The organism is Chryseobacterium sp. ON_d1 (assembly GCF_006829085.1).
Lineage (GTDB): Bacteria > Bacteroidota > Bacteroidia > Flavobacteriales > Weeksellaceae > Chryseobacterium.
The window spans coordinates 83,506-109,338 of sequence record NZ_BJTC01000004.1; the positions used below are offsets into that span (position 1 = coordinate 83,506).

Genomic DNA, 25,833 nt, shown 5'->3' on the forward strand with positions numbered 1-25,833 from the left:
TCAATTCTGGCTTTACAACCTTATAATCTTTGATTTTTTGAGCATAAATAGCTGTTTTCCGGTACTTTTCAATATGGAAATAATACTACAATATTTGTATTGCTTTTAAATACGTCCTTTCAGATAATCCTGGCGAAGACCTTCATCCAGCTTTTCGATCGCATACCGAAGGCAGGTTCTCGGCATTTCTTTATAATATATATTCAGATAACTGATCAGTTCGCTTTCATTCTTATTTCCCATTTCCCTCAATAACCATCCGTTTGCCTTGTGCATCAGATCATGAGGGTGCTTCATATTCCTGGTTACGAATTCTTTTGTCAGATCAAATGACCCCTTTTTTATATAATGCATCGTCCCTACAACAGCAATTCTCTTATACCACATCTCTTCAGATTCTGAAAGCTCCCTAAGCAGATTTTCTTTGTGATTTTCAAAAGCATATCTTCCTAAAATCTTATAACAGCTTGAATCTACCAGATCCCAGTTGTTAACATAAGGAAGATGAGCAAGATAAAAACGGATCACTTCTTCTTTTACAGCTTTTTCTTTTGTTTTTTCAAATTTTGAAATCAGCATAAAAAGAGCCGTTAATCTATGCTCATGATATTCTGAAGAAAGTAAGATGCTGAGTTCCTGCAGGCTTATTTGATGATAATATTCCTTTGCAACTGAGCGCTGATCCGGAACTTTTACACCCAAAAACAAATCCCCTTCGCCATATTCTCCTTTTCCGGTTTTAAAAAATCTCGGAAAGAATGCTGCTTTTTCAGGAATGGAGAGAATCGTCAGTGCTTCCTGTATTTCTTTAACAATACTCATATTTCTGAATGCTATTATGCCTAAGCTCTATCTTCCGCAGTAATATTCTCCTGTTCTTCTTCCTCTTTGGCGATCTTATTGGGATTGGCCACTTTAGCAATGGTAAGCCCCTGAACAATGATTGAGAAGACCACGACACAGTAGGTAATACTTAAAATAATCTCGCTGTATTCACTTTTGGGAATAGACATTGCCAATGCAATAGATACTCCTCCACGGATTCCTCCCCAAACCAGGACTTTTACTGTCTGCGGACTGAAACTTCTTCTCAGAGAAGTAAATTTTGAAGGTCCCCAGATGGAAATAAATCTGGCGAAAAGTACTACAATAATGGCCAGTAAGCCTGGAATCATAAAATGCTTCAGGTCTTTAATCATCAAAAGCTCAAATCCGATGAACAGGAACAGTACGGCATTCAGAATTTCGTCAATCAGTTCCCAGAATTTAATCAGATAATCCTGAGTAATGGATTTCATTTTAAATCTCACATTAAAATTCCCCATAAACAGCCCTGCAGCTACCATCGTCAAAGGTCCTGAAATATGCATCTGTCTTGCAATAAGATAGCCTCCCATCACTACAGAAAGGGTTACCAGTACGGAAATAATATAATCATCCACTTCACGCATCAATCTGGAAGTCACCCATCCCAGCAATCCTCCCAGCAGGATTCCTCCTCCCGCTTCTCTCATGAGGAGCAAACCTATATTTTCAACTCCCAGATCTACTTCTTTTCCAATGGCAAGCTGCAGCACAACTGTGAAAACCACTACTGCCATACCATCATTGAAAAGAGATTCTCCGGCAACTTTTGTCTCCAGTGATTTGGAGACATTGGCCTGCTTCAGAACACTCAGAACCGCAACGGGATCTGTAGGTGAAATAAGGGCTCCAAAAACAAGACAGTAGATAAAAGGAAGATTAATCCCTACATACGGCAGTAAATAAAACATCCCAAAACCTACTACAAAAGTGGAAATAACAACCCCTACCGTAGAAAATATCAATACCGGCCGGAACTGCTCCTTCAGATCGTTAATATTAATGTGAATTCCTCCTGCAAAAAGAAGAAAATTAAGCATAGCTCCCATCAAAACCTCTGTAAAGTCGATGCCGTTCATCAGGTTATGAAGGTGTCCGAAAGTTCTGGGAAGCACTGTTTCTCCGAACATTACCAGAAAAATAGATACAACAATGGCAATCACCATAATTCCAATGGTACTCGGAAGTTTCAGAAACCTGTAGTTAAGATATGCAAATATTGATGCTAATACGATTAATGCTGAAAATGAATAATATAATTCCACTAAGTGTTTTTTATTTTTAGATTAATTGGTTAGTTCCAGATAAAGTATTTTGATATAAATCTGATTCCCTTCTTTTTCCCAAATATCAAACATCCCATCCTTAGCAGGTTTTGAATGCCTAATGTAATCCTGTCCGATATTCAGAATATTCAGAAGGATATATTCATCTCCTACTGAATTGACGGTATAAGCTGTTTTTTCGGCTTTTCCGTCTCCCGAACTTTTTATTCCTTCAGTAAGTGCACGGAACTGATTCAGATGATGTATAAAGTTGTTTCCATCTTTTACAGAATCATATGCTCTCAGCAGGATCAAAAGAACATCCAGATTTGTAGGATCTTTGTCATACAAAGCTTTTCCCTGTTTGATACAGTCTGCAAAATTATTCTGTTTGAAGGCATCAGCAAGATTTTTAAAAAGTTCATCTGATGTACTTATTTTATCATTTCTGAAATTTCGTCCATAATACAGGTACTGTGATTCTATGCTGTCCAAAGATTTTGGATACCCCTTATATTTAAAAATAAGCTTCTCATAATTGTAGGGAGAGTCAGAATTTTTGAGACTTTTTTCAATTGCTTTTAAATCAATTTTTGACTTCTGGCTGAAACCAAAAACCGAAAACAGGATGAATAAAAGGAAAAAGTGATATTTCATTAATTGTTGTTTTCTTCTTCCTCATTATCGAAATATTCGAAAAGGAAATCGTTGTACGGAAATCTGGAAATATGAATTTTCATGACCTCATCATAGATCATTTTCTTCATTTCCGGAAAGTTTTCCTTCGTCAAGGCAGAAATGAACACCGTCGGATATTTTGATTTTGCCATCCATGTCTTTTTCCATTCCTCCAGAGAAATATTTTTACGGGTTGAAGGCGTCAGATCATCTTCATCTTTTTTCTCATAACTGAAATCATCAATTTTATTGAAAACCATAATCATTGGCTTTTGATGTGCATTGATTTCCATCAGGATATGATTTACAGATTCAATATGATCTTCAAAACTTTCATGAGAAATATCTACCACATGAATCAGAAGATCAGCTTCACGAACCTCATCCAAAGTAGATTTAAAGGATTCAACCAGCTGGGTCGGTAATTTTCTGATGAATCCTACCGTATCTGTCAGCAGAAACGGCAGATTTCCAATCACAACCTTTCTTACCGTGGTATCGAGCGTTGCGAATAGTTTATTTTCTGCAAAAACCTCAGATTTTGAAATGGAATTCATCAGCGTAGATTTTCCTACGTTGGTATATCCTACCAAAGCTGCACGAACCACTTTTCCACGGTTGTTACGCTGAGTCGCCATCTGCTTGTCAATGGTCTTCAGTTTATCTTTCAGCAATGTAATCCTGTCACGGATAATACGACGGTCGGTCTCAATTTCCGTTTCACCGGGACCTCTCATCCCAATCCCTCCTTTCTGACGCTCAAGGTGAGTCCACATCCTTGTCAATCGTGGTAAAAGATATTGATATTGGGCTAATTCCACCTGGGTTCTCGCATAAGAAGTCTGTGCTCTCTGGGCAAAAATATCAAGAATAAGGTTGGTACGGTCCAGGATTTTAACTTCCATTTCTCTTTCCAGATTTTTAAGCTGTGAAGGAGAGAGCTCATCATCGAAAATTACGGTTCCGATCTCATTTTCTTTTACATATTCTTTTATCTCAATAGCTTTTCCGCTTCCTATAAACGTTTTGGAATCGGGCTGAGTCAGTTTTTGGGTAAATCGCTTTTGTACGGTTGCTCCTGCTGTGAAAGCTAAAAACTCAAGTTCATCTAAATACTCTGTCAGTTTTTCTTCGTCCTGATTCTGAGTAATAACACCCACCAGGACCGCTTTCTCATAGTTATGTTCTTTCTTTTCTAACATTAAGTTCTGTCTATGTTTATGATTTTTACAAGTTAATATTTTTCAGAAAAAAAACAAAATCAATTTTTATTTAATAACATATTTTAATATAAATTTAAGTTTGCTGATGAAAGATGTATAAAAAATCAATAACTTTATCTAATAAATTTCTGATTTTTAATTATTTAAATCAAAAACTAATCTCCGGAATATCATGATTACCCGTATCAGATGTATGATTATTGATGATGATGAACTGGACAGGCTGGTTCTTCAGCATTATATCAAACAGTATCAAAATATTGAGATTGTTGCTTCTTTTGACTCTGCAGAAAAAGCCGTTCCTTATCTTGACCTACCTGCTGATCTTTTAATTACCGAAACCAATTTACAGGGAATGAGTGGCATTGATTTCCGTAAGCTTGCCCAAAAGATACCCGCCTGTATTTTTGTAAGCTCGCATCCTGAGCTGGCTGCCGGAGCTTTTGAGATCAACACTTTGGATTTCATTACCAAGCCCCTTACCGCAGAACGATTTCATTATTCCATGGAAAAGCTTTTTGATTTTTTTGAAACAAAAGAAAAATGCGAATGCTATGATGCCATGATAGGTGAAAACTGCCTGAAAATAAAAGAAGGAGGACATATTTTTCAGATTAAAATGAAAGATATTCTGTACCTGGAAGCTCTGAAAGATTATACCAGAATTATCACTCTCGAAAAAAATCACTGTATTTTACATTCTCTGGGAAACCTTCTGCAAAAAAACTTTTTTGATTCTTTTGTCAGAATCCACAGAAGCTATGCCGTTCCTCGACATCTTATCCGTGGAAAAAGCTGCCATGAGATAGAGCTTGCCCATCACATCAAACTTCCTATTGGCAGGACTTACAAAGAAAATCTTTCTTTTTTCAATCCATAAAAATCTAACAATAATTCACAAATAGCCATTGGTCGATTATTTCTGCCGTTGGTCTATTTTCCTGTCAATGGGTTGAAATAGGTGCTAATTTAGTCTTCCCAATTTCCCCTCAGAAAAACACACCTATTAATCACCAAAACTGTTATCCATGGAAAGAATATCTATTTACTGTATTATTCTGTCTGTCTTTTCCATCCCCATACTGCACGCACAATCTGCAGTTTTGGCAACCGGACTGGATGCTTCAGCAGCTAATGGTTTTGTTTCTTACAGCGTAGGCCAGATGACCTATCTGGAAAAAGGAACAGGGCAGATTCTGGAAGGCGTTCAACAGCCTTATGAAATCACCACACTTGCCACTCTTGAAAATTCATCTGAACAGGCCGGCATCTTACTATATCCCAATCCTTTCAGAGATTATTTATACTTAGACTTTACCTCAAATAATTTTAAAGGATCAGAATATCAGTTATTTGATTCCCAGGGCAGGCTGGTAAAAAAAGATAAGATTTCACAATCAAAATCTGAGCTTAATTTCTCCTCACTTCCCTCCGCAATGTACATCATCAGGATTACCCAAAATGGAGAAAATATTAAAACTTTCAAAATCATAAAAAAATAAAACGCCATGAAAAAAATATTATCACTGTTTTGGATCCTGATTGGTTTCTTTATGGGACTTTCTCAGGCTCCGGAAAAAATGAGCTACCAGGCTGTCATGAGAAATGGTTCCGGACAACTTTTAGCCAATCAAGGAATTGCTGTAAAGGTAAGTATATTGCAGGGATCTCCTGCCGGAGCCACTGTCTACTCTGAAAGACTCACCGGGAATACCAATGCCAACGGACTTGTCAGTCTTGAAATAGGAACAGGGACCATACTCACCGGAACTTTTGCCACTATCGACTGGTCTTCTGGAAGCTATTATTTAAAAACAGAAACGGATCCTGCAGGAGGAACAAACTATACCATAGCGGGAACAAGCCAGCTGTTAAGTGTTCCTTATGCCATGTATGCAAAAACAGCAGGTGGCGGCGGCGGAAGTTTCGCAATCCCCTATACAAATACAGTCAATAATGCTTCCACCTTATTTTCATTAACGAATGATGGTGATGGAACATCTTTGGAAGGCAACAACAGTACTACAACTTCAAACATTGCGGCAGTAAGAGGTATTGTCACCAATACTGCACCTGGAGGATTCTCCTCAGCCGTTCGTGGGATCAATAATGGTACCGGCGGATTGGGTATTGGTGTATACGGAAGCCAGGCCGGAAGCGGATGGGGCGTATATGGAGTTACCCCCAATGGATTAGGAGTATATGGTAACGCCAGTGCTAATGGTACCGGAGTTTATGCCAACAGCAATACTGGTACGGGGCTTACAGCTACCAGTAATAACGGAATTCCTGCAAGTATTTCAATCTTCAATAACGCCAATAACAATGTTGCTCTCAGTGCATCCAGTGTAGGGAATGGTACAGTTGTAAATGTTACCACTTCAGGAAACGGAGCCGGAGTAAGAAGCTCCACAGCAGCAGGATTTGGACTGCACGGAATAACTTCCGCACAGACTTCTGCCGGTGTTGTAGGCGATAACAACGGAGGCGGCGAAGCAGTAGTAGGCAGAACGACCAGTGATATTGCTGGGGCCGTGGTAGGCCGAAATGACGGAGGCGGATATGGTGTGAGAGGTTTTGTAGCCACCAATACATCAGGAAACGGTATCGGTGTTTACGGACAGGTTGGTATAAACAACAGTACCGGACGTGCTGGAAGATTTGAAAATTTCAACAATACAAATACTGATGCTAATACTTTTGAAGTGACATCTAACGGAAATGGAAACATTCCTGATAATACCAAAGGCAATGCAGCTTCTTTTTTACTCAATAATACCAATAGTGTGGGAGCCGCTGTAAGGGGTGAAGTCAATACTATTTTCGGGAATTTCGGCGCGGCCGCTATTTTCGGGGTTTCTTCCGGTACAGGGGGACGTGCAGGCTTATTTTATGCATCAAATCCTGCCGGAAACGGAGCTTCATTAATTGCCCTTACAGACGGTAACGGAAATGCAATCACCGCCAATGCCGGTAAAGATGGAAACGGTGTTGAAACGAATATTGATGGAGCCGGAAACGCGCTCTATGCATGGGTCCCTTCTTTTTCCACCGGACGTGCAGGAAGGTTTAATATTTTCAATGAGTCCAATACCAGCGATGTTATAACCGTAACTACCGTGGGAAATGGTATTGCAGGAAATTTTAAAGTAGATAAAGTTACCGGAACCTCCCCCGCAGTGAGAGGAGAAGTCAATTCACAGTTTGCCAACTTCGGTACGGCAGGGATTTATGGAGTATCTTCCGGTACAGGAGGATATGCCGGGTTATTTTACGCCAGTAATCCGGCTGGGAATGGCCCTGCACTGATTGCCATTGCAGAAGGAAACGGTAATGGGATCACAGCTAATGCATCCAACACAGGAGATGGTGTAGAAACCACTGCTGATGGAACCGGAAACGCTATCTATGCCTGGGTTCCTAATTTTGGACAAGGACGTGCCGCAAGATTTGTAAACTACAATACGGGTAATACCAATCCGCCCCTTACAGTAGAAACCCATAGCAACGGATCTATCGCCGTGTTTAAGTCTGGAAACCCAGGCACAGTGAATGTGGCGAGGATCAACTCTGCCGGACAAGGATTTTTTAACGGCGGTACCCAAAACAGTGGTGCTGACGTTGCGGAAGCTTTTGATGTCAATGGAAAAATTTCTGAATATGAGCCCGGTGATATTCTTGTCATCTCAACCAAAGCTGACAGAACTGTTGAAAAATCTTCAGCTCCCTATTCTAATCTTGTTGCAGGAGTATATGCCACAAAACCCGGCGTACTCCTTACAGAAGAGCATATTGATACTGATATTTCCAATAAAGCTCCCATGGGAGTCATTGGGGTAATTCCTACCAAAGTCTGCCTTGAGAATGGAAAAATAAAAAGAGGAGATCTATTGGTAACTTCATCTAAGGCAGGTGTTGCTATGAAAGCCAATATCAAAAAGGTAAAAATAGGACAGGTCATTGGAAAAGCACTTCAGGACTATGATCAAAAAGAGACTGGAAAAATTCAAGTATTAGTTAACATAAAATAACCCGTCATGAAAATAGCATATATTATCCCGTTATTATTTTTAAGCACTATTATCTATGCTCAGGAAAATAAAAAGGCTGCTCCTGTAGAAGAAGATCAAACACTGGCTGTAAAACAGGCACAGGAACAACAGGCAAAACTAATGCAGGAAGCAAAGGAAAGAGAAGGAAAGACAACCGTAAATTCTGGTCTTGTTTCTGATCATAGTCTGGAAGTTAAAAAACAGGATTCCAAACCTAATGCTGCGGCAGACAATTCAGGAAATCTTCTTCCCAATACGGCAAGTCTTGAAGACATTAAAAAAACCATTCCCAACAGACAGGCACATCAAAACATAAATTCTAGGAACACAAAAATGACAGTTACCGGGCTACCTAACACAGCAACTCTGGAAGAAATAAAAAAAACGATTCCCAAAAACTGATAACTCTCAAAGCTAATAACCGCAAAAAAAGCTGATAACCAAACTAGATTTTTCAAACAAAGAAGTCCGCCAAAGAGCGGACTTTTATATTAATGCCTGGGCTATTAATCCCAGTCAGCAGCTACAAATCTCATTGTATGGCCATGATCATCAGACAGGGTAAGAAAATGCCCCTCGACAGAATATCTGATCATGGCTTCAATTTTCTTCTGAAAAGAGGTTTCAAGATTCATATCCTGACAGGCTTTCGTTGTACTGATCCCTTTTGAAATCTTTACTTTTCCTCCTTTTTTAAACTTAGCTATAAAAGACATTTGGTTGCATCCCATATAGAAATTCCCCTTAATTTTACCATCAATCATAGCCCCTGTCAGATTCATTTCTGCTTTATTCGCAATTAGCTGATCTTTTGAAAATCCATCAAATGAAACCAGCATCCACTGTCTTTGGAGAGAAGGATTTTTATCTGGTACTGAAGAGCAATTTAAAGCAACACCTAAAAATAAAACTGCAAAAAGTGGTAAGAGTATCTTTTTCATGCGGAGCATCCTCCCATTTTCATACCAATCCAAGACAGAATCTCGTAAAAATTAGTAAATTAGCGACACAAAAATTATTTTATAAAATGAAAAGACTATTTCTACTATTCACTTTCTTACTGGGCTTTGCTCAGATGAGGGCGGATGAGGGGATGTGGCTGCTAATGCTCATCAAAAGACTTAACGGTGTTGATATGCAAAAAGAAGGCCTGCATCTTACGCCTGAAGAAATTTATTCTGTGAACAATTCAAGCTTAAAGGATGCTATCGTAAGTTTCGGTGGGTTCTGTACAGGTGAGATTGTTTCTGATAAAGGACTTATATTCACCAACCACCACTGTGGTTACGGTGCTGTAGCTGCTGCTTCTACACCGGAAAAAGATTATTTGAAGAACGGATTCTGGGCAATGAAGCAAAAAGACGAATTCAATGCAAAGGATCTTTATGTAAGATTTTTAGTGAGAATGGATGATGCTACGCAGAGAATCAATTCTAAACTAAACAACAATATGACTGGGGCAGAGAGAAAAGCTGTGATTGATGCTGAAACTAAAGCTATCCAGACAGAAAACTCTGAAAATGGAAAATATACAGTAGTGGTAAAAGATTTCTTCAATGGAAATGAATTCTACTATTTCGTTTATCAGGATTACAAAGACATCAGATTAGTAGGTGCCCCACCTTCATCTTTAGGAAAATTCGGCGGAGATACTGATAACTGGGAATGGCCAAGACATACTGCAGACTTCACGGTTTTCAGAGTATATGCTGATGCTGCAGGAAACCCTGCAGAATATTCTCCGGCTAACGTTCCTTTGAAACCTAAGCATTTCCTTCCTGTTTCCCTTAAAGGGATTAAACCTGGTGATTTCTCAATGATCTTAGGGTATCCTGGAAGAACAAACCGTTACCTGACTTCTTACGGAATTCAGCAAATGGTCACTAAAGATTACCCGGCATGGGTTGAAGCTTCTAAAACAGCCATGGATGTTATGAAAAAATACATGGACAAAGATAAAGCGACTCAACTTAATTATGCGTCTCAATATGCCTCAGTAGCCAACTACTGGAAAAACAGACAGGGCACAATTGACGCAGTAGAGAAAAACGGGACTATTTCTGACAAGCAAAAGATTGAAGAAACTTACAAAAAATGGGCTTCAATGCCAGGAAACGAACAATATAATGGTGTTTTAGAAGATATAGGTGCATATTACAAACAAGTATCTGACAGAAATGTTGAAAGAAACTATGCTTCACAGTTTTCAAGAAATGCAAAATATATTACCCTTGCATTACAGGTAGGATCTGTTCTTAAAGCTTATGCGGCTCAGGATATGCAGGGAAGGCTTGCAATGAAAGCTAAAACTGAAGCGGCTATCAAAGCAGCGTATGAAAACTTCAATCCGTCTTTAGAAGGAGAAATGCTTGCGGCTATGGCCAGCCTTTATCAGGCCAGAGTGAAAAATCCAGAAGTTGCTTCTTCTACTATCTTAGGTTTAGATGCTAAAACAGTTTCCAATTTAGCTTATTCTTCAATCTTTGCCAATAAAACTTCTGCAACCAACTTTTTATTAAATCCAGATGCATTGAAGCTTGATGCTGACCCACTTTGGAAAGCAGCTAATGGCATTATGGCAGATCAAAAGATCAGCACTGAAAGATTTGTTAAAATAGATGACTTTTTTGCAAAAAACAATCGTCTTTTCTTAGCAGGTCTGATGAAGGCAATGCCTGAGAAAAAATTCTACCCGGATGCCAACTCTACCATGAGATTAACTTACGGTACTGTAGATAAATTACCAATCAGAAATGACAGAAATTATTTCGGAATTACGGATAATTATTATACAGACATGACCGGTCTTGTTGGAAAATACAAGAAAGGTGATGAAGAGTTTGATCTTCCTCAAAGAGTGATCGACCTTTACAACCTTAAAGATTTCGGACAATATGCTGATGCAAAAGGTTATATGCCTGTAAACTTCCTTTCTAACAACGATATTACAGGTGGTAATTCTGGCTCCCCGGTAATTGATGGTGACGGAAATCTAATCGGTATTGCATTTGACGGAAACAGCGAAGCATTAAGTGGTGATATTGTATTCGAGCCTGAATGGCAAAAAACAATCAACGTAGATGTTCGTTTTGTTCTTTGGACAATTGATAAGTTTGCAGGTGCAAGAAGATTAGTAGATGAGTTGAAGCTTGTGAGAGATGAAAATACTCCTGCTGATACAAAGACTAAAAACTCCGGCACAACAACAATGCCTAAGAAAACAAAGAAAAAATAATATTAACTGATATATTATTGTAGAACCGTGAAAGTAATTTTCACGGTTTTTTTATTTTTGAATATTAAAAATATATTGATCATGAATTCCCAACCTCTATTATTCAAGGCAATGATTCAGCAAAACGGAGAAATGAATGCTGCGTTTGTAGAATTTCCTTTTTCAACAGAAGAGCTATTCAGCAAAAAAGGGCAGGTAAAAATTAAAGTAGTTTTTGATGAGAAAGTTGAATACCGTGGAAGCCTCACCAAGATGAAATCGGATTGTCATATTTTAGGTCTTACACAGGAGGTCAGAAAGCAGCTTGGTAAAACTTTCGGAGATGAGGTCTCTGTGTCACTTATAGAAGACAAAGAAGAAAGAATGGTTGAAATTGCCGATGACATTGCCTCTGTTTTTGATGAAAACCCTGAAGCAAAGACTTTATTTGACAAGATGAGTTACACCCACAAAAAAGAATATATCCGCTGGATAGAAGAAGCCAAGAAGCCGGAAACAAGAGAAAACAGAAAGACTAAAATGATTCTGATGATTCTGGATGGGAAAAAGGGGATATAATCCATTCTGCTTTCTCTCTTGAAAGCTGTACATTAAAAAAATTGAATAAAGAAAATATTTTTTGTCAGGATCTCAAAAAGTAACCGACTATAGTTACAGATATCATTTATAACTATAAAAATTTACTTTTATGAACAAGCTTATTTTCAGAACATCAGTTTTAGCGGCAGCTACTCTAGCTGCATTTACTCTTTCTTCATGCAGTGATTCGGATAATGACATGATGACGGATATGTCTTTTCAGAGAACTATCACTTTTGAAAATGTGGTAACTCCCAAAGATTTTGTAGAAAGCGGAAGTTTTCAGGGAACAGGGACGCCTCCCATTATTTTACCAGGACAATCTGTTTCTGTTAAATTCAGTGCAGGAAAAACACAGGCCTTAATGTTCGCCACAATGTATGGAGCTTCAAAAGACTGGTTTTTTGCTTCCCAACAGCCTGGTATCAAACTGTTTGACAACAATGGAAATGCCATTACGGGAGATGTTTCTTCAAGCGTACGATTATGGGATAACGGAACCAAAGATGACATAACCGGACAAGCAGAAAGCAAACCTATCATGCAGGTTCCTAACGTCAATGCTTCACAGCTTATGAAGCTCAATCTGGCTTATAATGATGTAACCTCAGAATTTACACTCACCATTACCAATACATCTGGCGGAACAGCCAATGAAACTCCCTTTTCTCCAGGAGTATGGGCTGTATCCAATTACAATGGCTCCCAGCTGCTGAACAGCGCTCCGTTTTTTACTCCTAATGCTTTATCAAACCCGGAAATCACAGATATTGCTCAGATGGGGAATATCAGTAAAATGATAACGAAACTGAATGCTAACACAGGAGTTATGACCGGCCTTTCTCCTGCTTTGGTCGTTGTTTACCGTGGTGACAAAAATCCTGTTTATGAATTAGGGCAAACAGACAGCGGAATGGGACTGAAAGATATTGCACAGTTTGGAAATGTAACCAAGCTTCAAAACAGTCTGAAATCTCTCCCTGCTGTAAGAGGGGTATATATTGCCGGGAACACTCCTGTAGCACCGGGAAGTAAGGTAACAACAAACTTTAATGCTGAGCCGGGAGATAAAATCGCTTATGTAACCATGTTTGGATTTTCCAATGACTGGTTCTATGCCAATGAACAGAGCATTGATGCCAATAGCAGAGGAGATATTAGTACAAAAACTTCATTATTTGACTCAGGAACAGGCATAGACCAATATCCGGGAGCCGGCAATCATCAGGCATTATTCGGCGGTACTCCGCAGAGTGAAAATAAGGTTATTTCAAAAGTAGGAAGCCAATATCCCATTCCTGCTGTTCAGAACGTGATTAAAGTAACCGTGAATTAATTTTCAGATTTAAAAGATCTTACAATTAAAAATTCCAGGCAGGTGTGCCTGGAATTTTAATATCAGTAATATTATTCAACCGGAACCCCGAGATATTTCAAATACGAGTCCAGCATTTTCTTATCAAATACAGGTTCCTCTATACCGGAGCCTTCCAAAAACTGAATAACATTGGAACAATCCCATATATAAGTATTCTGATAAAGCTCTACTGTTGATAAGCCTTCATGCATATTATCCCTGAAAAGGCTTGTCAGTGGATATAAACGATTTTTACTGTCATCTTCCCATTGTTTTCGCCATTCTTTGTATGGAATATCCTTCAGCGTAAACGGATAATACTTTTTCATCAATCCGAAGAAATCTTCCAGCGTAAGATTCGTTTCCGGACGGGCTATTAGATTGAACTTCTTCCCTATTGCTTCTTTATTTTTTGTGATATGAGCCATTGCTCTTGTCATATAGTCTACCGTGATAAGCCCTTCTCTAAGCTCTGTTAAGGCAGGATAAGATTTGAATTCTATGCAGTTTTTCACTAATCCCGACCACCATTGATAGGAAGCACTTGCTCCTGTTTCGCTATGGCACATGGCATATCCCAAACGGTAAGTGATTAATGGCAGTCCTTCTTTAGCAGCTAAATCCGCTACTGCTTCCATTACCCATTTGCTTCTAACATACCCTATATCTTTACTCACAGACATTAAGTTCTGTTCAATATCATCAGATTCAAGCATCACGGTTTTTCCTGTAAATACATGTCCCCAGCTATATACCGATATAGTGGACAACAAAGCGAGACAGGTTGTTCTCTCTGCCCCTGCCAGCTTTATGATTTCTCTTAATCCTTCTACATTCGGAGCCTTCATATAAGAATAAGGTTCAATGAAGTTTACTGAGCTCCCTGAATGGTAAATCACATCGACTTGCTTTGCCAGCTCTGTGAATACTTCTTTGGATAAACCCAATGACGGTAATGCCAGATCTCCGATGACAGGAATAATTCTCAATCTTTGCTCTTTTTTCTGAGGAATGCGGTATTGTTTAGAATATCTGTCAACCTTTTCCATTGCAGCATACTCATCCTGAGCTCTCACAAGGCAATAAATATCTGCATCTGTAGTATCCAGAAGTTCCTGCAAAAGATGAATTCCTACAAATCCTGTAACTCCCGTTAAAAATATTGTTCCGGGATTTTCTACCTGTCTGGGATCAAACCCTCCCGCAAAAACAGTTCCCGGAGCCAGGTAAACATCTTTCTGTAACTCAACATAAGGTTCCACATCTTCTGCCGGAATAGCGTCTCTCATTTCTCTGGACCGGGTAATAAGAATCTCCGAAAGCTGCTGCAATACCGGATACTGATAGATATCTCTCAGATAAACCTTTACATCAAGCTTTCTTTGTAATGTAACAGCAACAGTTGCCACCAGCAGGGAGTTTCCTCCGATGTCAAAAAAGTTATCGGTAATATTAATAACAGGACGTTCCAACGCAGAAGACCAGACGTCTACAATGATCCTTTCGGTCTCATTGGTTGGCGGCTCAAATGAAATCAATTCTTTTGCTTCATTGTCAGCAAGGTCCTTTAATGTCTGCGTATCTGTTTTTCCATTTGCCGTCAACGGAATGGTATCTATAAAAATAATCTGAGCAGGAATCATATAGCCAGGAAGTTCTTCCTTTAATGCGTTTCGCACTATTGAAACATCCTTTGCTGCTTCAGTCTTTAATACCACAAAAGCAATAAGATATCCTGTACTTTCATCTGTTTCTTTTCCAATAACTACTGCTTCTTTTATTGTTTCCTGTTGCATCAATGAGCGCTCTATTTCTCCCAATTCAACTCTGAATCCACGAATTTTCACCTGATTATCAATTCTTCCCAGGAACTCAATCTCACCTTCCTGGCTCCATCTGGCCAGATCTCCCGTACGGTATATTTTTTCTGTCTCCCGGAAAGGATTGGTCATAAATTTAGAATCAGTAAGTTCTTTATTATTAAGGTATCCTTCTGCTAAAAGATTTCCCCCAATGCATAATTCTCCTACTGCACCTACGGGCAGCAATTCCATATTTTCACCCAAAATATATGCTTTTGCATTGGCAATCGGCCTGCCTATGGATGAAACATATTTTCCGTTAACTTCTTTCACTTTTTTAAAGGTGGCAAATACAGTGCATTCTGTCGGACCGTAATAATCTATCAGCTCGTAGCTTAGCTCTGCAGTCAATACAGGTTTCAGCTTTTCACCTGCAGTAAAGAGATATTTTAATTTCAGGTTGCTATAATTCCGGGTATGCTCTACTACAGAAGGAGCCAGAACCGTAGGGACAAAGCCATGTGTAATATGATTTTTTCTATAGTAATCTACCAATGCCTGAGCATCTGTCCGCTCTTCATTATTTGCAATAAAAACAGTTGCTCCTGAGGTAAGAGCCGACCAGGTTTCCCATACAGAGATATCAAATGCCAATCCAGCAACAAGGGTCAGTCTTGAACTGTGGTCCACATGAAAATGATGATTATGCCATGTTACCAGATGCTGTATGGCCTGATGGCTTACCATTACTCCTTTTGGCTTTCCGGTAGAGCCTGAAGTATAAATTGTATAGGCAAGACTGCTCTGATGAGTTTTAATTTTCGGATACTCTGATGGTAAATGATTAAGATTTTCCATCTTACCGAGATCAAATACTTTAGCCTGTTCTGTTTCTGATAAAAGATCTTTAAGGCTTTGATTGGTAATAATAACATCAGAAGAAGTATCTGCGAGAATGTACTCCACTCTTTTCGCAGGATAAGCAGGATCTATGGGAACATATGCTGCTCCCGTTTTAATAACTCCAAGAACTGCAACAATCCATTCTAAGGAACGATCGAGCCAGATAGGAACATAATGCCCTTCCTTGATACCGCGGCTTAATAAAAAGTTGGCTACCTGGTTACTTCTCCGATCCATTTCTCTGTAAGTAATTTCTTCATCCTGATAAACAGCGGATGTCTTATCCGGATGAAGGATCGCCTGTTTTCGGAAAAGAGATTCCAATGTCTCTTCCTGACGATAATCCCAGCCAGTCTTATTAAATCCGGTTAAAAGTTTTTCTCTGTCTTCTGATGACAGCAATACTGCCAAACCTATTGATAAGGTTTCTAATGAGGGAATTGTGTTTGACATAATAATAATTTGATTTGGTTTAAAAATTTGCAATTAATAGCTTTAATTCTACATCAAATTGATTTTAGGCCTCTATGAAATAAAAAAATAAAGGCATAAGGCATAACCACAGCTTATTTACTAAATGTGTTTTCATAAAAGGTTTAAAAACTGAATGATGCAGTATTAAGCGATCCGCTCAATGAGCAGAACGGTAAACAGCGTTTAAACGTTATTTATTTCAGTCAGAAAGGATAAAGAATATATCCAGATATTCTTTGGGAATCAGATGTAAATCTTTATTCAGAATTTAAAAATTTGATTTTCATAATGTAATAATTTTAATAATTTGGTAATCAAACTTAACATAATATTTTAAGGTATGCGTTACATAATTATTATCCTCTACCACATTCCGTAATTGATATTCTGGAAGAAAATAAAAAGCTGAATTACAATTTATTGCATACCAAAAAAACAAAATTCTTTTTTATACATCTTTTAGAGGATCAATGTATGGGAATAATCTCTAAATTTGTGAAAAACAAAACACAATTCATTTTAATATGAATCAAAAACTGAAGAGCGACCATGGATTCATACATATTCCATGCAATGAACTTGATATCTTTATACTTTCTGACGGATATTTTGGTATTGGATATCACCAGCCCATCTTAGCACCCGATATTCCTCAAAATCTTGTAAAAACCGAACTCCGCAATCTTTATTTATCGGAATCTTATTATGAGGCACCCATTAATGTGATGCTTATCAAGAAGGGCGACCGCAACATTTTAGTGGATACGGGAGAAGGGTTTTATGATGATGAAAATGCAGGGAAATTATTATACAGTCTTACGGCAGCGGGCTTTGCGCCAGAGTCTGTCACTGATATTCTGATTACACATGCTCACCGAGACCATATCGGAGGAATTCTTTCTAAAGACGGTGATTTTGTATTTCCTAATGCCCATTACTATATTTCCAGCCAGGAATTTGAATTTTGGACCAGCGACGACCCGGATTTTAAAAAAAGCAAAAACCCGGAAGGAGGAAAGCCAAGCATCCCCTTAGTTAGAAAAGTACTTTCTGCCATAGACAGCCGGCTTACAAAATTTAAAATGGGAGATCAGCTATTCTCATGTATTCAGACAGAGGCCGCTCCCGGACATACTCCTGGTCATATTATATATACAGTGAATGATGGGGATTTATCAATGACCAATGTAGTAGATCTTTTTCATTCTCCACTGCTTATTGCAAAACCTGATTGGGGTACACAGTGGGATATCGACTTTGAAACAGGTGTTGAAACCCGTAAGCAAGTTCTTGAAAACTGCTATCAAAACAGAACACTTATCTGCTCTGCCCACCTTCCATGGCCAGGAGTAGGATACATTAATAAAGTAAACGGTCAGTTTCAATGGATTCCTAAAGTATACAACAACCCTTTTTCGATCAATCTTAAAATTGATCTGGAAGCAGGTACAGTATAATTTTTTTAACAAAAAAAGAGGTCCGGACCGTTTATCCATTCCAGAATTCACGGTCCAGACTTCTGTATTGTATGGCTTCGGAAATATGATGAGACAGAATATTCTCGGATTCTTCAAGGTCGGCAATTGTTCTTGCGACTTTCAGGATTCTGTCATACGCTCTTGCCGAAAGATTTAGTTTTTCCATTGCTAATTTGATAAGGCTGAACGAGGCTTCATCCAGCTCACAGAATGCTTCAATTTCCTTTGGTCCTATCTGGGCATTACTGCTGATACTAAGATTCTGATACCGTTTATTCTGAATCTCCCGGGCTTTCAGTACACGTTCCCTGATGTCTTTGCTTTTCTCACCTTTTCTTTTTTCAGAAAGCTGCTCAAATTCTACTTTCTGAACTTCAATATGAATATCGATTCTATCCAGAAGCGGACCTGAAAGCTTATTCATGTAGCGCTGCATTTCATAAACGGATGAGGTATTATTAGGATCGTCAGGAAAGAACCCGCTTGGGCTGGGATTCATAGACGCTACCAACATAAAACTTGCAGGATAATTTACTGTAAACCGGGCTCTTGAAATGGTTACTTCACGGTCTTCCAGAGGCTGTCTCATCACTTCCAGCACCGTTCTCTTAAATTCGGGCATTTCATCCAGAAATAATACCCCGTTATGCGCAAGGGAGATTTCACCAGGTTGGGGATAACTTCCCCCTCCTACAAGAGCAACATCAGAAATAGTATGGTGTGGAGATCTGAAAGGACGAACAGTCATTAGCGACGCTTCTGTTCCTATCTTTCCGGCTACAGAATGAATTTTTGTTGTTTCCAGAGCTTCTTTCAATGTCAAAGGAGGTAAAATACTGGGAACTCTTTTGGCCAGCATTGTTTTTCCACTTCCGGGAGGACCGATCAGAATGATATTGTGTCCGCCTGCTGCGGCAACTTCCATCGCTCTTTTGGCTGTTTCCTGTCCTTTAACCTCAGAGAAATCGAAAGGAAAGTCGTTGATCTTCTCGTGAAATTCCTTTCTGGTATCCAAAGTCATTTTTTCAAGCGGCCTGCCCTCATTAAAAAAATCAATGACGTCTCGTATGTTTTCGACTCCATAAACTTCCAGATCATTGACAATAGCTGCCTCTCTGGCATTTTGCTTGGGAAGAATAATCCCTTTAAACCCTTCTTCCCTGGCTTGAATTGCAATAGGTAAAACTCCTTTAATCGGCTGCAGACCTCCATCCAGAGAAAGTTCTCCCATAATAACATAGTCTTTAACGTCCTCTGCCAGTATCTGATCTGAAGCCGTTAAGATACCAACAGCAATACTGAGATCATAAGCAGAGCCTTCTTTTCTGAGGTCTGCAGGAGCCATATTAATGGTTATTTTCTTCCCCGGAATTTTATATCCTACATTTTTTAGTGCAGCTGAGATTCTGTAGCTGCTTTCTTTGATCGCATTATCGGGAAGTCCCACCAGGTGATATCCCACTCCTCCGGTATCTACATTCACTTCAATCGTAATAGTCTGAGCAGCCACTCCATGAATGGCACTTCCATAAATTTTGATCAGCATGGTGTGTTTTTGAGGTAAAAATAAACAATATATTATTTTGATAATCCGACACTTAAATGAATAATATCCTGACCAAATTGAGATATTTAAAAAGATTTTAAGAAAAATTCAGAATAAAAAAATCGGTACAAATTTCTTTGTACCGACCCAACCATTATTAAAACTAACGAAAAAGATTATTTCGTCTGAGTTGCAGAAAAATTAAGCGTGAGTCAGGAAGCCGATGCCAGAAAGAGAGAATTCCTTTTGGGGTAATTATGACGTCATTAGATTAACAAGGATGAAATTTTATCTATTGGCGTAAAGTATTAAAATAAATTACTCTAGTTCTTCTTCAATACAAGGAACATCTCTCCTCTGACATCCATTCTTCCTTCCCACAATCAATATTTTGGCATATTCAGATTACATAATCCTATTTCTTTATAAATCTATTTTTATATTCACTTCCATCCGTGCTTTTAGACACAATAATGTAATTTCCCGGCACCAGCTGGCTCACATCTATGGGCTGATTGTACCTGTGTTCCGTTTTCTTCAGGACCAGCTTTCCGGACATGTCTATAATGGTAACTTCTTTATAGACCTTATCTGATTCTTTCCCAATATAAAGATGCTGTGCAGTAGGGTTGGGATAAATTTTCAGATTGTTATCCTTAACTTTTGTCTCTCCTATTGCCAAATTGCTGCAGAATTCCCAGTTTCCGAAATTCACTTCCACAAACGCAAACGGATCCAACATCTGGCATTGATCCGGACAATATTCCGTGCAGGCATAAAATCCATATTTACCGGAAGTTGTTGCCACATAGGTAGCCCCTATGACGCCAGGAATGATACAAGGGTCTCCTGCCAACGGAGGATTACTGCTTGGTACACATCTGAACCAGGTATGTTTACCATACACCAATGGGAATATATTATCAAACTGTACAGAAGCACCGTTGCATACTTTTACTGTTCCCATATCTTCTTCATACGTTCCGGGAGTATATGTTGTCATCATTGCCGGAAGACCATATACAAAACCGTCGGCAAATACTGTCGGGCTCTCTGCTGTACAATCTCCATCGGTAACAACTACTTTGAAATAGTTCAGCTGGTCGTTACCACTAATGGTTAACTGCTGTGATGTAGCTCCCGGAATCGCTACCCATGGATTATTATTGGGAGTCTGCCAGGTCCATTCCTGCTTATACCACTGGTATGTGGTATACGTCTGTGTGGTAGAAAGTACTTCATCTTCCGTATCACAGAACAGGACGGTTCCGGGATATTTCTGCCCAAGCCTTGGGCTGGTAATTGTAGGAGTACACTGTGCTTTTATATTCAAAATACTGAATAATAAAAACACCAAAAAAATTAGTTTTGTTTTCATATATGATAATTAAGTTTGGTTTTATTTTAAATCCCCAACATTAATCCAACAGCACTCTTACACCGAATTTCATATTAAAATGAAGCGGTTTTTCTTTATAAATTGTATTGGGAGCATCTTCCTGTTTAAAATGATATCCTATTCCCGGCTCTGCATACACCCCGACTTTATCAATGATCTTCAGCTGAAAACCTGCCGCTGCGTTGACGGAGAACTGTAAAGGCTTGGGCTCCAGGCGTTCTTTCGACGATTCTTTTATTTCATCGTTCACCACATAGGTTGTTGTTATATTTCCTGCTATAGGCTTTTCCACAAGCGCCCCACCTGTAACATACCCCGTGAATCTTCCTTTCTGAATGACGTTATAATTGACCTGCACTGGAATTCCTATATAATGAACCGTCTGATCTCCCTTAATATAGTTGTTGTCACTTCCGGAATGCAGTTCAGAAGAAAGTTTGGTATAATTCAGCCCCGTTCCTATACCCCATCTTTTTCCAAGATTATAGTAAACAGAAAGTCCGAATGTAACGGGTACCTTATGTCTGATTCTCGCTTCTACCGGTTGGCTTTGATTCGCCAGTAATATGGCAGTCAGAGGATCATCATGATACTCGGAAGTAGTCCATACCTGTTCAACATTCATGGCCTTTCCTGTGATTGAAGCATAGCCAGGAAACTGCTGTTCGGCAGAGTTGGAAGCCATATTTCCTGTAAGCATACCCAGCATCCAGGACTTTTTATTTCTGGATTTCGCAGTAGTATGTTTTGTGTTTTCAGCATATACTTCCTTCAGCTTTTCCTGTTTAAAAAGAACCTCATCAGTTTCTTCTTTAGCCGGCTCTCTCACAGTATCGTCAACAGGAGATACTTTATGGACGATTTTACTCTCCTGCGGAAAAGATTCTGAATCTGTAGGAAGCTTGATCATATCCTGAATATTTCCCAGCTTATTTTTTGCTCCGTTATCAGAATCTCTCTGTACCCATGTTTTCTCTGAAGCACCTGTCCTCAATATATTTTCAGTTAAAGAGGTATTTGTTACTGATGGTATTCCACTGTTTAAAACATGCCCGGTTTCATCAATCTTTAAAGAACCTTTTTTCTTTTCTTTTTTCCCATCTTCCGGTTTCTGAGATAAGGTTTTTCCAGGATCATGATGAGGCAGTATTTTTGTCAGCAAAAACAATAATGCAATAGCAGCAGCAATACCTCCGACACGATAGAATAAAGATTTCCGTCCTGTACCTGCAATTCTTTCCTTCTTTTTCACTTCACCCTCATGAATTTCAGGAATAAATCCCGGAATGCTGTTGTCTTCTGTTCCCGAGAATAATTCATCTTTGATGTCATCCCACAACCCTTCCGGAACGTCCTCTTGATGGTCATCCATTCTGCTTCGCAGGTTATTTAGCCATTCATTATTCATATTGTGCTTTTTTTGACATTTTAAATTCTTTTATTTTCTGAACAAGCAATGCTTTTGCACGGTGAAACTGAGAGGCAGAAGAGTTTTCTGCAATTCCCAACAGCCCTGCAATCTCTTTATGGCTTTTTGTCTCAAATACAAACAGGTTAAAAACAGTTCTGTACCCTTCAGGAAGAGACCTGATCATCTTCATAATATCATCACGGGGAATCTCTTCAAAATCAGGTTCTTCTTCGCTAGGAATATCCGGAAGATCATCTACTTCAATGGCTGATCTGAAATCTCCTTTCTGTTTTATATGTTTCAGAGATTCATTAACGGTGATACGGGTCATCCAGGCTTTTAAAGAACCAATGCCTCTGTACTCAAAAGATTCTATCGAACGGAACATTTTGATAAAACTGTTTTGAAGCACATCATGAACATCTTCTTTTTCTGTCACATAACGGGAACATACATAGCTCAGATTTCCGGAATAAGCTCCAAAAAGCTCTTTCCAGGCAGCCTCCTCCTTCTTCAGAAGGTGCTTTACCAAAATCTGTTCTTTACTTTCTTCCATATATGCCAATGCTGCCGTACCCGTTAGGATGTTATAAACTGTCAAGCAAAAATAGATTGCATCTTATTAAAGTGCAATCCATTTATGATAATATCTATTAATTAATTTTTTATACAGAAAGGAAAATTATAATCAATAACCTCATAAGGAGCAACCAATGTACCATCTACAGTAATTTTCTCTGCTGTTACGGAGTATCTAAGCGTCTGATCCAGTCCTACATAATATCCTTTTTGCTTTGCAGTAAATTCCACAACGGTTTTTTTATTAACGCCGTCTACAGGAATCTGAAGTTCCATACTCTTAGGAGCAAAAGTAAGTTCTATCACATTGTTTGATGTATTGATCACTGCTGCATATTTAAGGTCATACTTTACTTTTCCAAGTGCTTTTATGGCTGTTTCTGCTTTTGCTGGGTCTTTCACTACTGTTTTTACAATTTCGGTTATTGGAAATTCGGCAAATGAGATCGTATCTTTCTTTACTTTGAATTCTTTTATTCCTTCTCTTTTACTATTTCCCTGTACAATAATCAGCTTACCTTTATAATTTCCTTTTAAGTCTTCCATTTTAACAGGAGGTATATCCGGACCGTCATTATCATTACATGAGAATAGGATAAAACCTGTTAAAACCATTAAAACTGTTATAAAAAATCGGGGTACTGTCAATTTTTTCATTGCATTACTTTTTCGTTGAACATTAATTATTTTCGAGTACTCATCTATATAAATCCAGCTTTTCAAAAATCTTGCATATTTTTTTAAAAAAAAGACAAAAATATCTATAACTAATTGATTTAGTGATTATAAAATTTCAACAGCTTTCATATATGTTTATAAAATTCATATTCAAAATCAGGATTTTTACTTAGAAAATGGTTATAACCTGTCTTCTACCTAATTTCTGGTAGAAAAAAAACATGGTTTTTATGTATTGCCGGTACCCTAAGTCTCAGACTACATTTGTCCCAACAATAAAAGGCAAAATATTAACTGTTATGAAAAGACCAAAGACAAAAAAAATTATTTCGACTTTTTTAATGATCGCAATGGCAGGCGCTGTTTTTTCGGCATGCAGCAAGGATGATGATCCTGTTGATGCAAAAGCGAACATGAAATTTACCATTACGGTAAACGGGGCTGATTCTAACGATCAGATTGACTTTCTCGTAAGTGCTGGAAATCATGATGCCAGCCAGTATGGAAGTCCTGTCTGGAAAAAGAACGGAACTTCTGAAGGTAATTCCAATACAAGTTCATTGGGGGTAAATGATTTTACCGGAAATACAAAAACATATGTGTTTGAAACCGTAAAGCCGTTTAATTTTTCAAGCCTGCACGTTGCAGTATCCAACTTTGACGGTGCCCCTATTTCTGTAAGTTACAAAGCTGAAGTGGGCGGAACTATCGAGACCGATGAAAACAAAACCTATGCAGCCGGACAGACTTTCATTAAAGATTACTCATACGTAGCAAAATAAATTTTTATTATATCAAATATTGTTTTGATTGTGGGAATAAATAGCCGGAATGGCTATTTATTTTTTTAAAAACAACAAATTATTTTTGGACAAAAAAGGAAGCCATCTGTATAGCTTCCTTTTGTTATTCCCTGTTTATATGATTATTCCACTCCACCTCCAAGTGCTCTGTACAGATCCACCTCAGCATTTAATCTTTCCAGCGTAACATTGATCGCTTCCAGATCATTCTGCAGTTTATTATTTTGTGCCGTGATCACTTCCAGATAGGTCGCCATGCCACTTTTATACAATTTCAGAGCATCATTGATTCCTTTGTCCAGAATAGCTGTTCTCTGCTCCAAAAGCTCCAGCCTTTCTGAAGACCCTTTAGATTTAGCCATGGCATCAGATACTTCCCCAACCGCAGTCATGACAGACTGTTTAAAATTAATGGCTGCTTTCTCCTGCTCAATCAATGCTGTTTCATAAGCCGTTTTCAGTTGCTTTTTCTGAAAAACCGGAGCTGCCAGATTAGCAGCAATCGCTTTGGTAATAGATCCCGGAATATCAAACCATGAGTTGAATTTATTCGAATTCAATCCTATCTGTGGGCTAAGGCTGATACTTGGATACATTGCGGCTTTTGCCAGTCCTGTTTTAGAATTTAAACTGATGACATTGAATTCTGCCATTTTCAAATCCGGCCTGCGGCTCAGCAGTTGTGCAGGTAATCCTTCGGACAGTTTATTTTCAGGAATCATTGTTTTAAGATTTCCTTCTCTTTCTATCTTGGCTGGATATTCCCCACAAAGGATACTCAATGCATTTTCCTGAACAGCAATATTCTGCTTTGCCAAAGGGATCAGCAGTTCAGCTGTTTTCTTTTGTGCCTCTGACTGCTGTACAGCCAGCGAATTGATCTGCCCAGCTTTAAACTGAAGGTTCATCATTTTAAGGGTATTGTCACTCAGTTCGATATTCTGTTCAGCTATTTTCAGTTGTTCATCAAGGCTTATGAGATTGTAATAAGCCTGAGCTACCTGCACAACAATCCTGCTTTTGATGGCATTTAAGTTTTCTTTCTGTCCAAAATACTCTGCTGCTGCGGATTCTTTCTGCATTTTGGCTTTTCCCCAAATATCTATTTCCCATGAAAGGCGCAAGGCAGCACTGAAATCATCCATGTATTTTGTTCCTACAAACTGTTCATTCAAAGAACCGTTAAGGGTATTGGTAGAAGCCCAGCTCCTGTTAGCTCCGGCAGTAAGATCCAGTGTCGGCATGAGACTCAGCTTGGCCTGTTTATAAGCAAGATCCAGCTGTTCTATATTTTTCAGGGCAACGTTTACTTCATTGTTTCTTGAAAGGGCCTTATCTATCAAACCGATCAATTTCGGATCTTTAAAGAAAGTCTTCCATGGTAACACTACAGTATCGCCTGTTACCTGTACAGATTCTTTGTACGTTTCAGGAATCTGAAGGTCTGTTCTTGTATATTTTTTCCCTACGGCACAAGACACTAGAAGAGATGCCATTGTGCCTGAAA

21 protein-coding genes are annotated in these 25,833 nt (G+C 38.7%); 9 read left to right on the forward strand and 12 right to left on the reverse strand.

All coding sequences use genetic code 11. The features are described from left to right. Positions 1 to 105: 105 nt before the first annotated feature. Genes CRS_RS07575 through hflX form a run of 4 tightly spaced genes read right to left on the reverse strand, consistent with a single transcriptional unit; the run spans position 106 to position 4,009 of the window. On the reverse strand, positions 106 to 822 hold the full coding sequence (locus CRS_RS07575; protein ID WP_142723459.1) for a DNA alkylation repair protein: 717 nt from the start codon (positions 820 to 822) through the stop codon (positions 106 to 108). 20 nt (positions 823 to 842) lie between these two features. Continuing rightward, positions 843 to 2,129 (reverse strand): sodium:proton antiporter, encoded by a 1,287-nt coding sequence (locus CRS_RS07580; RefSeq protein WP_142723460.1) that lies wholly within the window; start codon positions 2,127 to 2,129, stop codon positions 843 to 845. Between the two features lie 21 nt (positions 2,130 to 2,150). After that, on the reverse strand, positions 2,151 to 2,786 hold the full coding sequence (locus tag CRS_RS07585) for a DUF4919 domain-containing protein (RefSeq protein WP_142723461.1): 636 nt from the start codon (positions 2,784 to 2,786) through the stop codon (positions 2,151 to 2,153). Then, positions 2,786 to 4,009, reverse strand: a complete 1,224-nt coding sequence (hflX, locus tag CRS_RS07590) for a GTPase HflX (protein ID WP_142723462.1) — start codon at positions 4,007 to 4,009, stop codon at positions 2,786 to 2,788. Before hflX ends, CRS_RS07585 begins: the two co-directional genes overlap by 1 nt. Positions 4,010 to 4,202: 193 nt before the next feature. Between hflX and CRS_RS07595 the strand changes: the two genes are divergently transcribed. From CRS_RS07595 to CRS_RS07610, 4 genes are all read left to right on the forward strand, one after another. Next, on the forward strand, positions 4,203 to 4,910 hold the full coding sequence (locus CRS_RS07595; RefSeq protein ID WP_228451202.1) for a LytTR family DNA-binding domain-containing protein: 708 nt from the start codon (positions 4,203 to 4,205) through the stop codon (positions 4,908 to 4,910). 148 nt (positions 4,911 to 5,058) lie between these two features. Next, positions 5,059 to 5,532 carry a T9SS type A sorting domain-containing protein gene (locus CRS_RS07600; protein WP_142723463.1) on the forward strand — a complete coding sequence of 158 codons (474 nt, stop codon included), beginning with the start codon at positions 5,059 to 5,061 and terminating at the stop codon, positions 5,530 to 5,532. A 6-nt stretch (positions 5,533 to 5,538) separates the two neighbouring features. Continuing rightward, positions 5,539 to 8,061 carry a collagen-like protein gene (locus CRS_RS07605; protein WP_142723464.1) on the forward strand — a complete coding sequence of 841 codons (2,523 nt, stop codon included), beginning with the start codon at positions 5,539 to 5,541 and terminating at the stop codon, positions 8,059 to 8,061. 6 nt (positions 8,062 to 8,067) lie between these two features. Beyond that, positions 8,068 to 8,484, forward strand: coding sequence for a hypothetical protein (locus CRS_RS07610; RefSeq protein ID WP_142723465.1), 417 nt, complete (start codon positions 8,068 to 8,070; stop codon positions 8,482 to 8,484). 104 nt (positions 8,485 to 8,588) lie between these two features. Here the strand turns inward: CRS_RS07610 and CRS_RS07615 are convergent, their stop codons facing one another. Beyond that, positions 8,589 to 9,023: an META domain-containing protein gene (locus CRS_RS07615; RefSeq protein WP_228451203.1), complete on the reverse strand. Its 435-nt coding sequence runs from the start codon at positions 9,021 to 9,023 to the stop codon at positions 8,589 to 8,591. Between the two features lie 86 nt (positions 9,024 to 9,109). On the opposite strand from CRS_RS07615, the gene CRS_RS07620 reads away from it, so the two are divergent. The 3 genes from CRS_RS07620 to CRS_RS07630 all read left to right on the forward strand — a co-directional run bounded on the left by CRS_RS07620 (position 9,110) and on the right by CRS_RS07630 (position 13,232). Further along, on the forward strand, positions 9,110 to 11,317 hold the full coding sequence (locus CRS_RS07620) for a S46 family peptidase (RefSeq protein WP_142723466.1): 2,208 nt from the start codon (positions 9,110 to 9,112) through the stop codon (positions 11,315 to 11,317). A gap of 81 nt (positions 11,318 to 11,398) precedes the next feature. Further along, positions 11,399 to 11,875: a YdeI/OmpD-associated family protein gene (locus tag CRS_RS07625; protein WP_142723467.1), complete on the forward strand. Its 477-nt coding sequence runs from the start codon at positions 11,399 to 11,401 to the stop codon at positions 11,873 to 11,875. A 130-nt stretch (positions 11,876 to 12,005) separates the two neighbouring features. Then, positions 12,006 to 13,232: a spondin domain-containing protein gene (locus tag CRS_RS07630; protein ID WP_142723468.1), complete on the forward strand. Its 1,227-nt coding sequence runs from the start codon at positions 12,006 to 12,008 to the stop codon at positions 13,230 to 13,232. A gap of 71 nt (positions 13,233 to 13,303) precedes the next feature. Here the strand turns inward: CRS_RS07630 and CRS_RS07635 are convergent, their stop codons facing one another. Continuing rightward, the gene (locus tag CRS_RS07635; protein WP_142723469.1) at positions 13,304 to 16,411 is read right to left on the reverse strand and encodes a non-ribosomal peptide synthetase; all 3,108 of its coding nucleotides are present in this window, start codon (positions 16,409 to 16,411) and stop codon (positions 13,304 to 13,306) included. 545 nt (positions 16,412 to 16,956) lie between these two features. Between CRS_RS07635 and CRS_RS07640 the strand changes: the two genes are divergently transcribed. Beyond that, entirely contained in the window at positions 16,957 to 17,889 is a 933-nt protein-coding gene (locus tag CRS_RS07640) for an MBL fold metallo-hydrolase (protein ID WP_142723470.1), read from the forward strand. 31 nt (positions 17,890 to 17,920) lie between these two features. On the opposite strand, the gene CRS_RS07645 is transcribed toward CRS_RS07640, so the two are convergent. From CRS_RS07645 to CRS_RS07665, 5 genes are all read right to left on the reverse strand, one after another. Next, positions 17,921 to 19,456, reverse strand: a complete 1,536-nt coding sequence (locus tag CRS_RS07645) for a YifB family Mg chelatase-like AAA ATPase (RefSeq protein ID WP_142723471.1) — start codon at positions 19,454 to 19,456, stop codon at positions 17,921 to 17,923. Between the two features lie 415 nt (positions 19,457 to 19,871). Continuing rightward, the gene (locus CRS_RS07650) at positions 19,872 to 20,834 is read right to left on the reverse strand and encodes a T9SS type A sorting domain-containing protein (RefSeq protein WP_142723472.1); all 963 of its coding nucleotides are present in this window, start codon (positions 20,832 to 20,834) and stop codon (positions 19,872 to 19,874) included. Positions 20,835 to 20,874: 40 nt separating this feature from the next. Next, a complete protein-coding gene (locus CRS_RS07655; RefSeq protein WP_142723473.1) occupies positions 20,875 to 22,263 on the reverse strand; it encodes a porin family protein in 1,389 nt (462 codons plus the stop codon). Next, a complete protein-coding gene (locus CRS_RS07660; RefSeq protein ID WP_228451204.1) occupies positions 22,256 to 22,867 on the reverse strand; it encodes an RNA polymerase sigma factor in 612 nt (203 codons plus the stop codon). Before CRS_RS07660 ends, CRS_RS07655 begins: the two co-directional genes overlap by 8 nt. A gap of 56 nt (positions 22,868 to 22,923) precedes the next feature. After that, complete coding sequence (locus tag CRS_RS07665; RefSeq protein WP_142723474.1) at positions 22,924 to 23,502, reverse strand: DUF4840 domain-containing protein; 579 nt, start codon at positions 23,500 to 23,502, stop codon at positions 22,924 to 22,926. A 320-nt stretch (positions 23,503 to 23,822) separates the two neighbouring features. On the opposite strand from CRS_RS07665, the gene CRS_RS07670 reads away from it, so the two are divergent. Next, on the forward strand, positions 23,823 to 24,305 hold the full coding sequence (locus CRS_RS07670; protein WP_142723475.1) for a hypothetical protein: 483 nt from the start codon (positions 23,823 to 23,825) through the stop codon (positions 24,303 to 24,305). 143 nt (positions 24,306 to 24,448) lie between these two features. Here the strand turns inward: CRS_RS07670 and CRS_RS07675 are convergent, their stop codons facing one another. Then, positions 24,449 to 25,822 (reverse strand): efflux transporter outer membrane subunit, encoded by a 1,374-nt coding sequence (locus CRS_RS07675; RefSeq protein ID WP_228451205.1) that lies wholly within the window; start codon positions 25,820 to 25,822, stop codon positions 24,449 to 24,451. Positions 25,823 to 25,833 lie beyond the last annotated feature (11 nt).

What these genes read in the sequence shown, in the direction of transcription:
- CRS_RS07655 (WP_142723473.1), bottom strand. Translation starts at nt 22,263, where the DNA reads ATGAATAATGAATGGCTAAATAACCTGCGAAGCAGAATGGATGACCAT.
- hflX (WP_142723462.1), bottom strand. Translation starts at nt 4,009, where the DNA reads ATGTTAGAAAAGAAAGAACATAACTATGAGAAAGCGGTCCTGGTGGGT.
- CRS_RS07600 (WP_142723463.1), top strand. Translation starts at nt 5,059, where the DNA reads ATGGAAAGAATATCTATTTACTGTATTATTCTGTCTGTCTTTTCCATC.
- CRS_RS07630 (WP_142723468.1), top strand. Translation starts at nt 12,006, where the DNA reads ATGAACAAGCTTATTTTCAGAACATCAGTTTTAGCGGCAGCTACTCTA.
- CRS_RS07670 (WP_142723475.1), top strand. Translation starts at nt 23,823, where the DNA reads ATGAAAAGACCAAAGACAAAAAAAATTATTTCGACTTTTTTAATGATC.
- CRS_RS07625 (WP_142723467.1), top strand. Translation starts at nt 11,399, where the DNA reads ATGAATTCCCAACCTCTATTATTCAAGGCAATGATTCAGCAAAACGGA.
- CRS_RS07645 (WP_142723471.1), bottom strand. Translation starts at nt 19,456, where the DNA reads ATGCTGATCAAAATTTATGGAAGTGCCATTCATGGAGTGGCTGCTCAG.
- CRS_RS07640 (WP_142723470.1), top strand. Translation starts at nt 16,957, where the DNA reads ATGAATCAAAAACTGAAGAGCGACCATGGATTCATACATATTCCATGC.
- CRS_RS07675 (WP_228451205.1), bottom strand. Translation starts at nt 25,822, where the DNA reads ATGGCATCTCTTCTAGTGTCTTGTGCCGTAGGGAAAAAATATACAAGA.
- CRS_RS07620 (WP_142723466.1), top strand. Translation starts at nt 9,110, where the DNA reads ATGAAAAGACTATTTCTACTATTCACTTTCTTACTGGGCTTTGCTCAG.
- CRS_RS07585 (WP_142723461.1), bottom strand. Translation starts at nt 2,786, where the DNA reads ATGAAATATCACTTTTTCCTTTTATTCATCCTGTTTTCGGTTTTTGGT.
- CRS_RS07605 (WP_142723464.1), top strand. Translation starts at nt 5,539, where the DNA reads ATGAAAAAAATATTATCACTGTTTTGGATCCTGATTGGTTTCTTTATG.
- CRS_RS07650 (WP_142723472.1), bottom strand. Translation starts at nt 20,834, where the DNA reads ATGAAAACAAAACTAATTTTTTTGGTGTTTTTATTATTCAGTATTTTG.
- CRS_RS07610 (WP_142723465.1), top strand. Translation starts at nt 8,068, where the DNA reads ATGAAAATAGCATATATTATCCCGTTATTATTTTTAAGCACTATTATC.
- CRS_RS07635 (WP_142723469.1), bottom strand. Translation starts at nt 16,411, where the DNA reads ATGTCAAACACAATTCCCTCATTAGAAACCTTATCAATAGGTTTGGCA.
- CRS_RS07615 (WP_228451203.1), bottom strand. Translation starts at nt 9,023, where the DNA reads ATGAAAAAGATACTCTTACCACTTTTTGCAGTTTTATTTTTAGGTGTT.
- CRS_RS07575 (WP_142723459.1), bottom strand. Translation starts at nt 822, where the DNA reads ATGAGTATTGTTAAAGAAATACAGGAAGCACTGACGATTCTCTCCATT.
- CRS_RS07665 (WP_142723474.1), bottom strand. Translation starts at nt 23,502, where the DNA reads ATGAAAAAATTGACAGTACCCCGATTTTTTATAACAGTTTTAATGGTT.
- CRS_RS07595 (WP_228451202.1), top strand. Translation starts at nt 4,203, where the DNA reads ATGATTACCCGTATCAGATGTATGATTATTGATGATGATGAACTGGAC.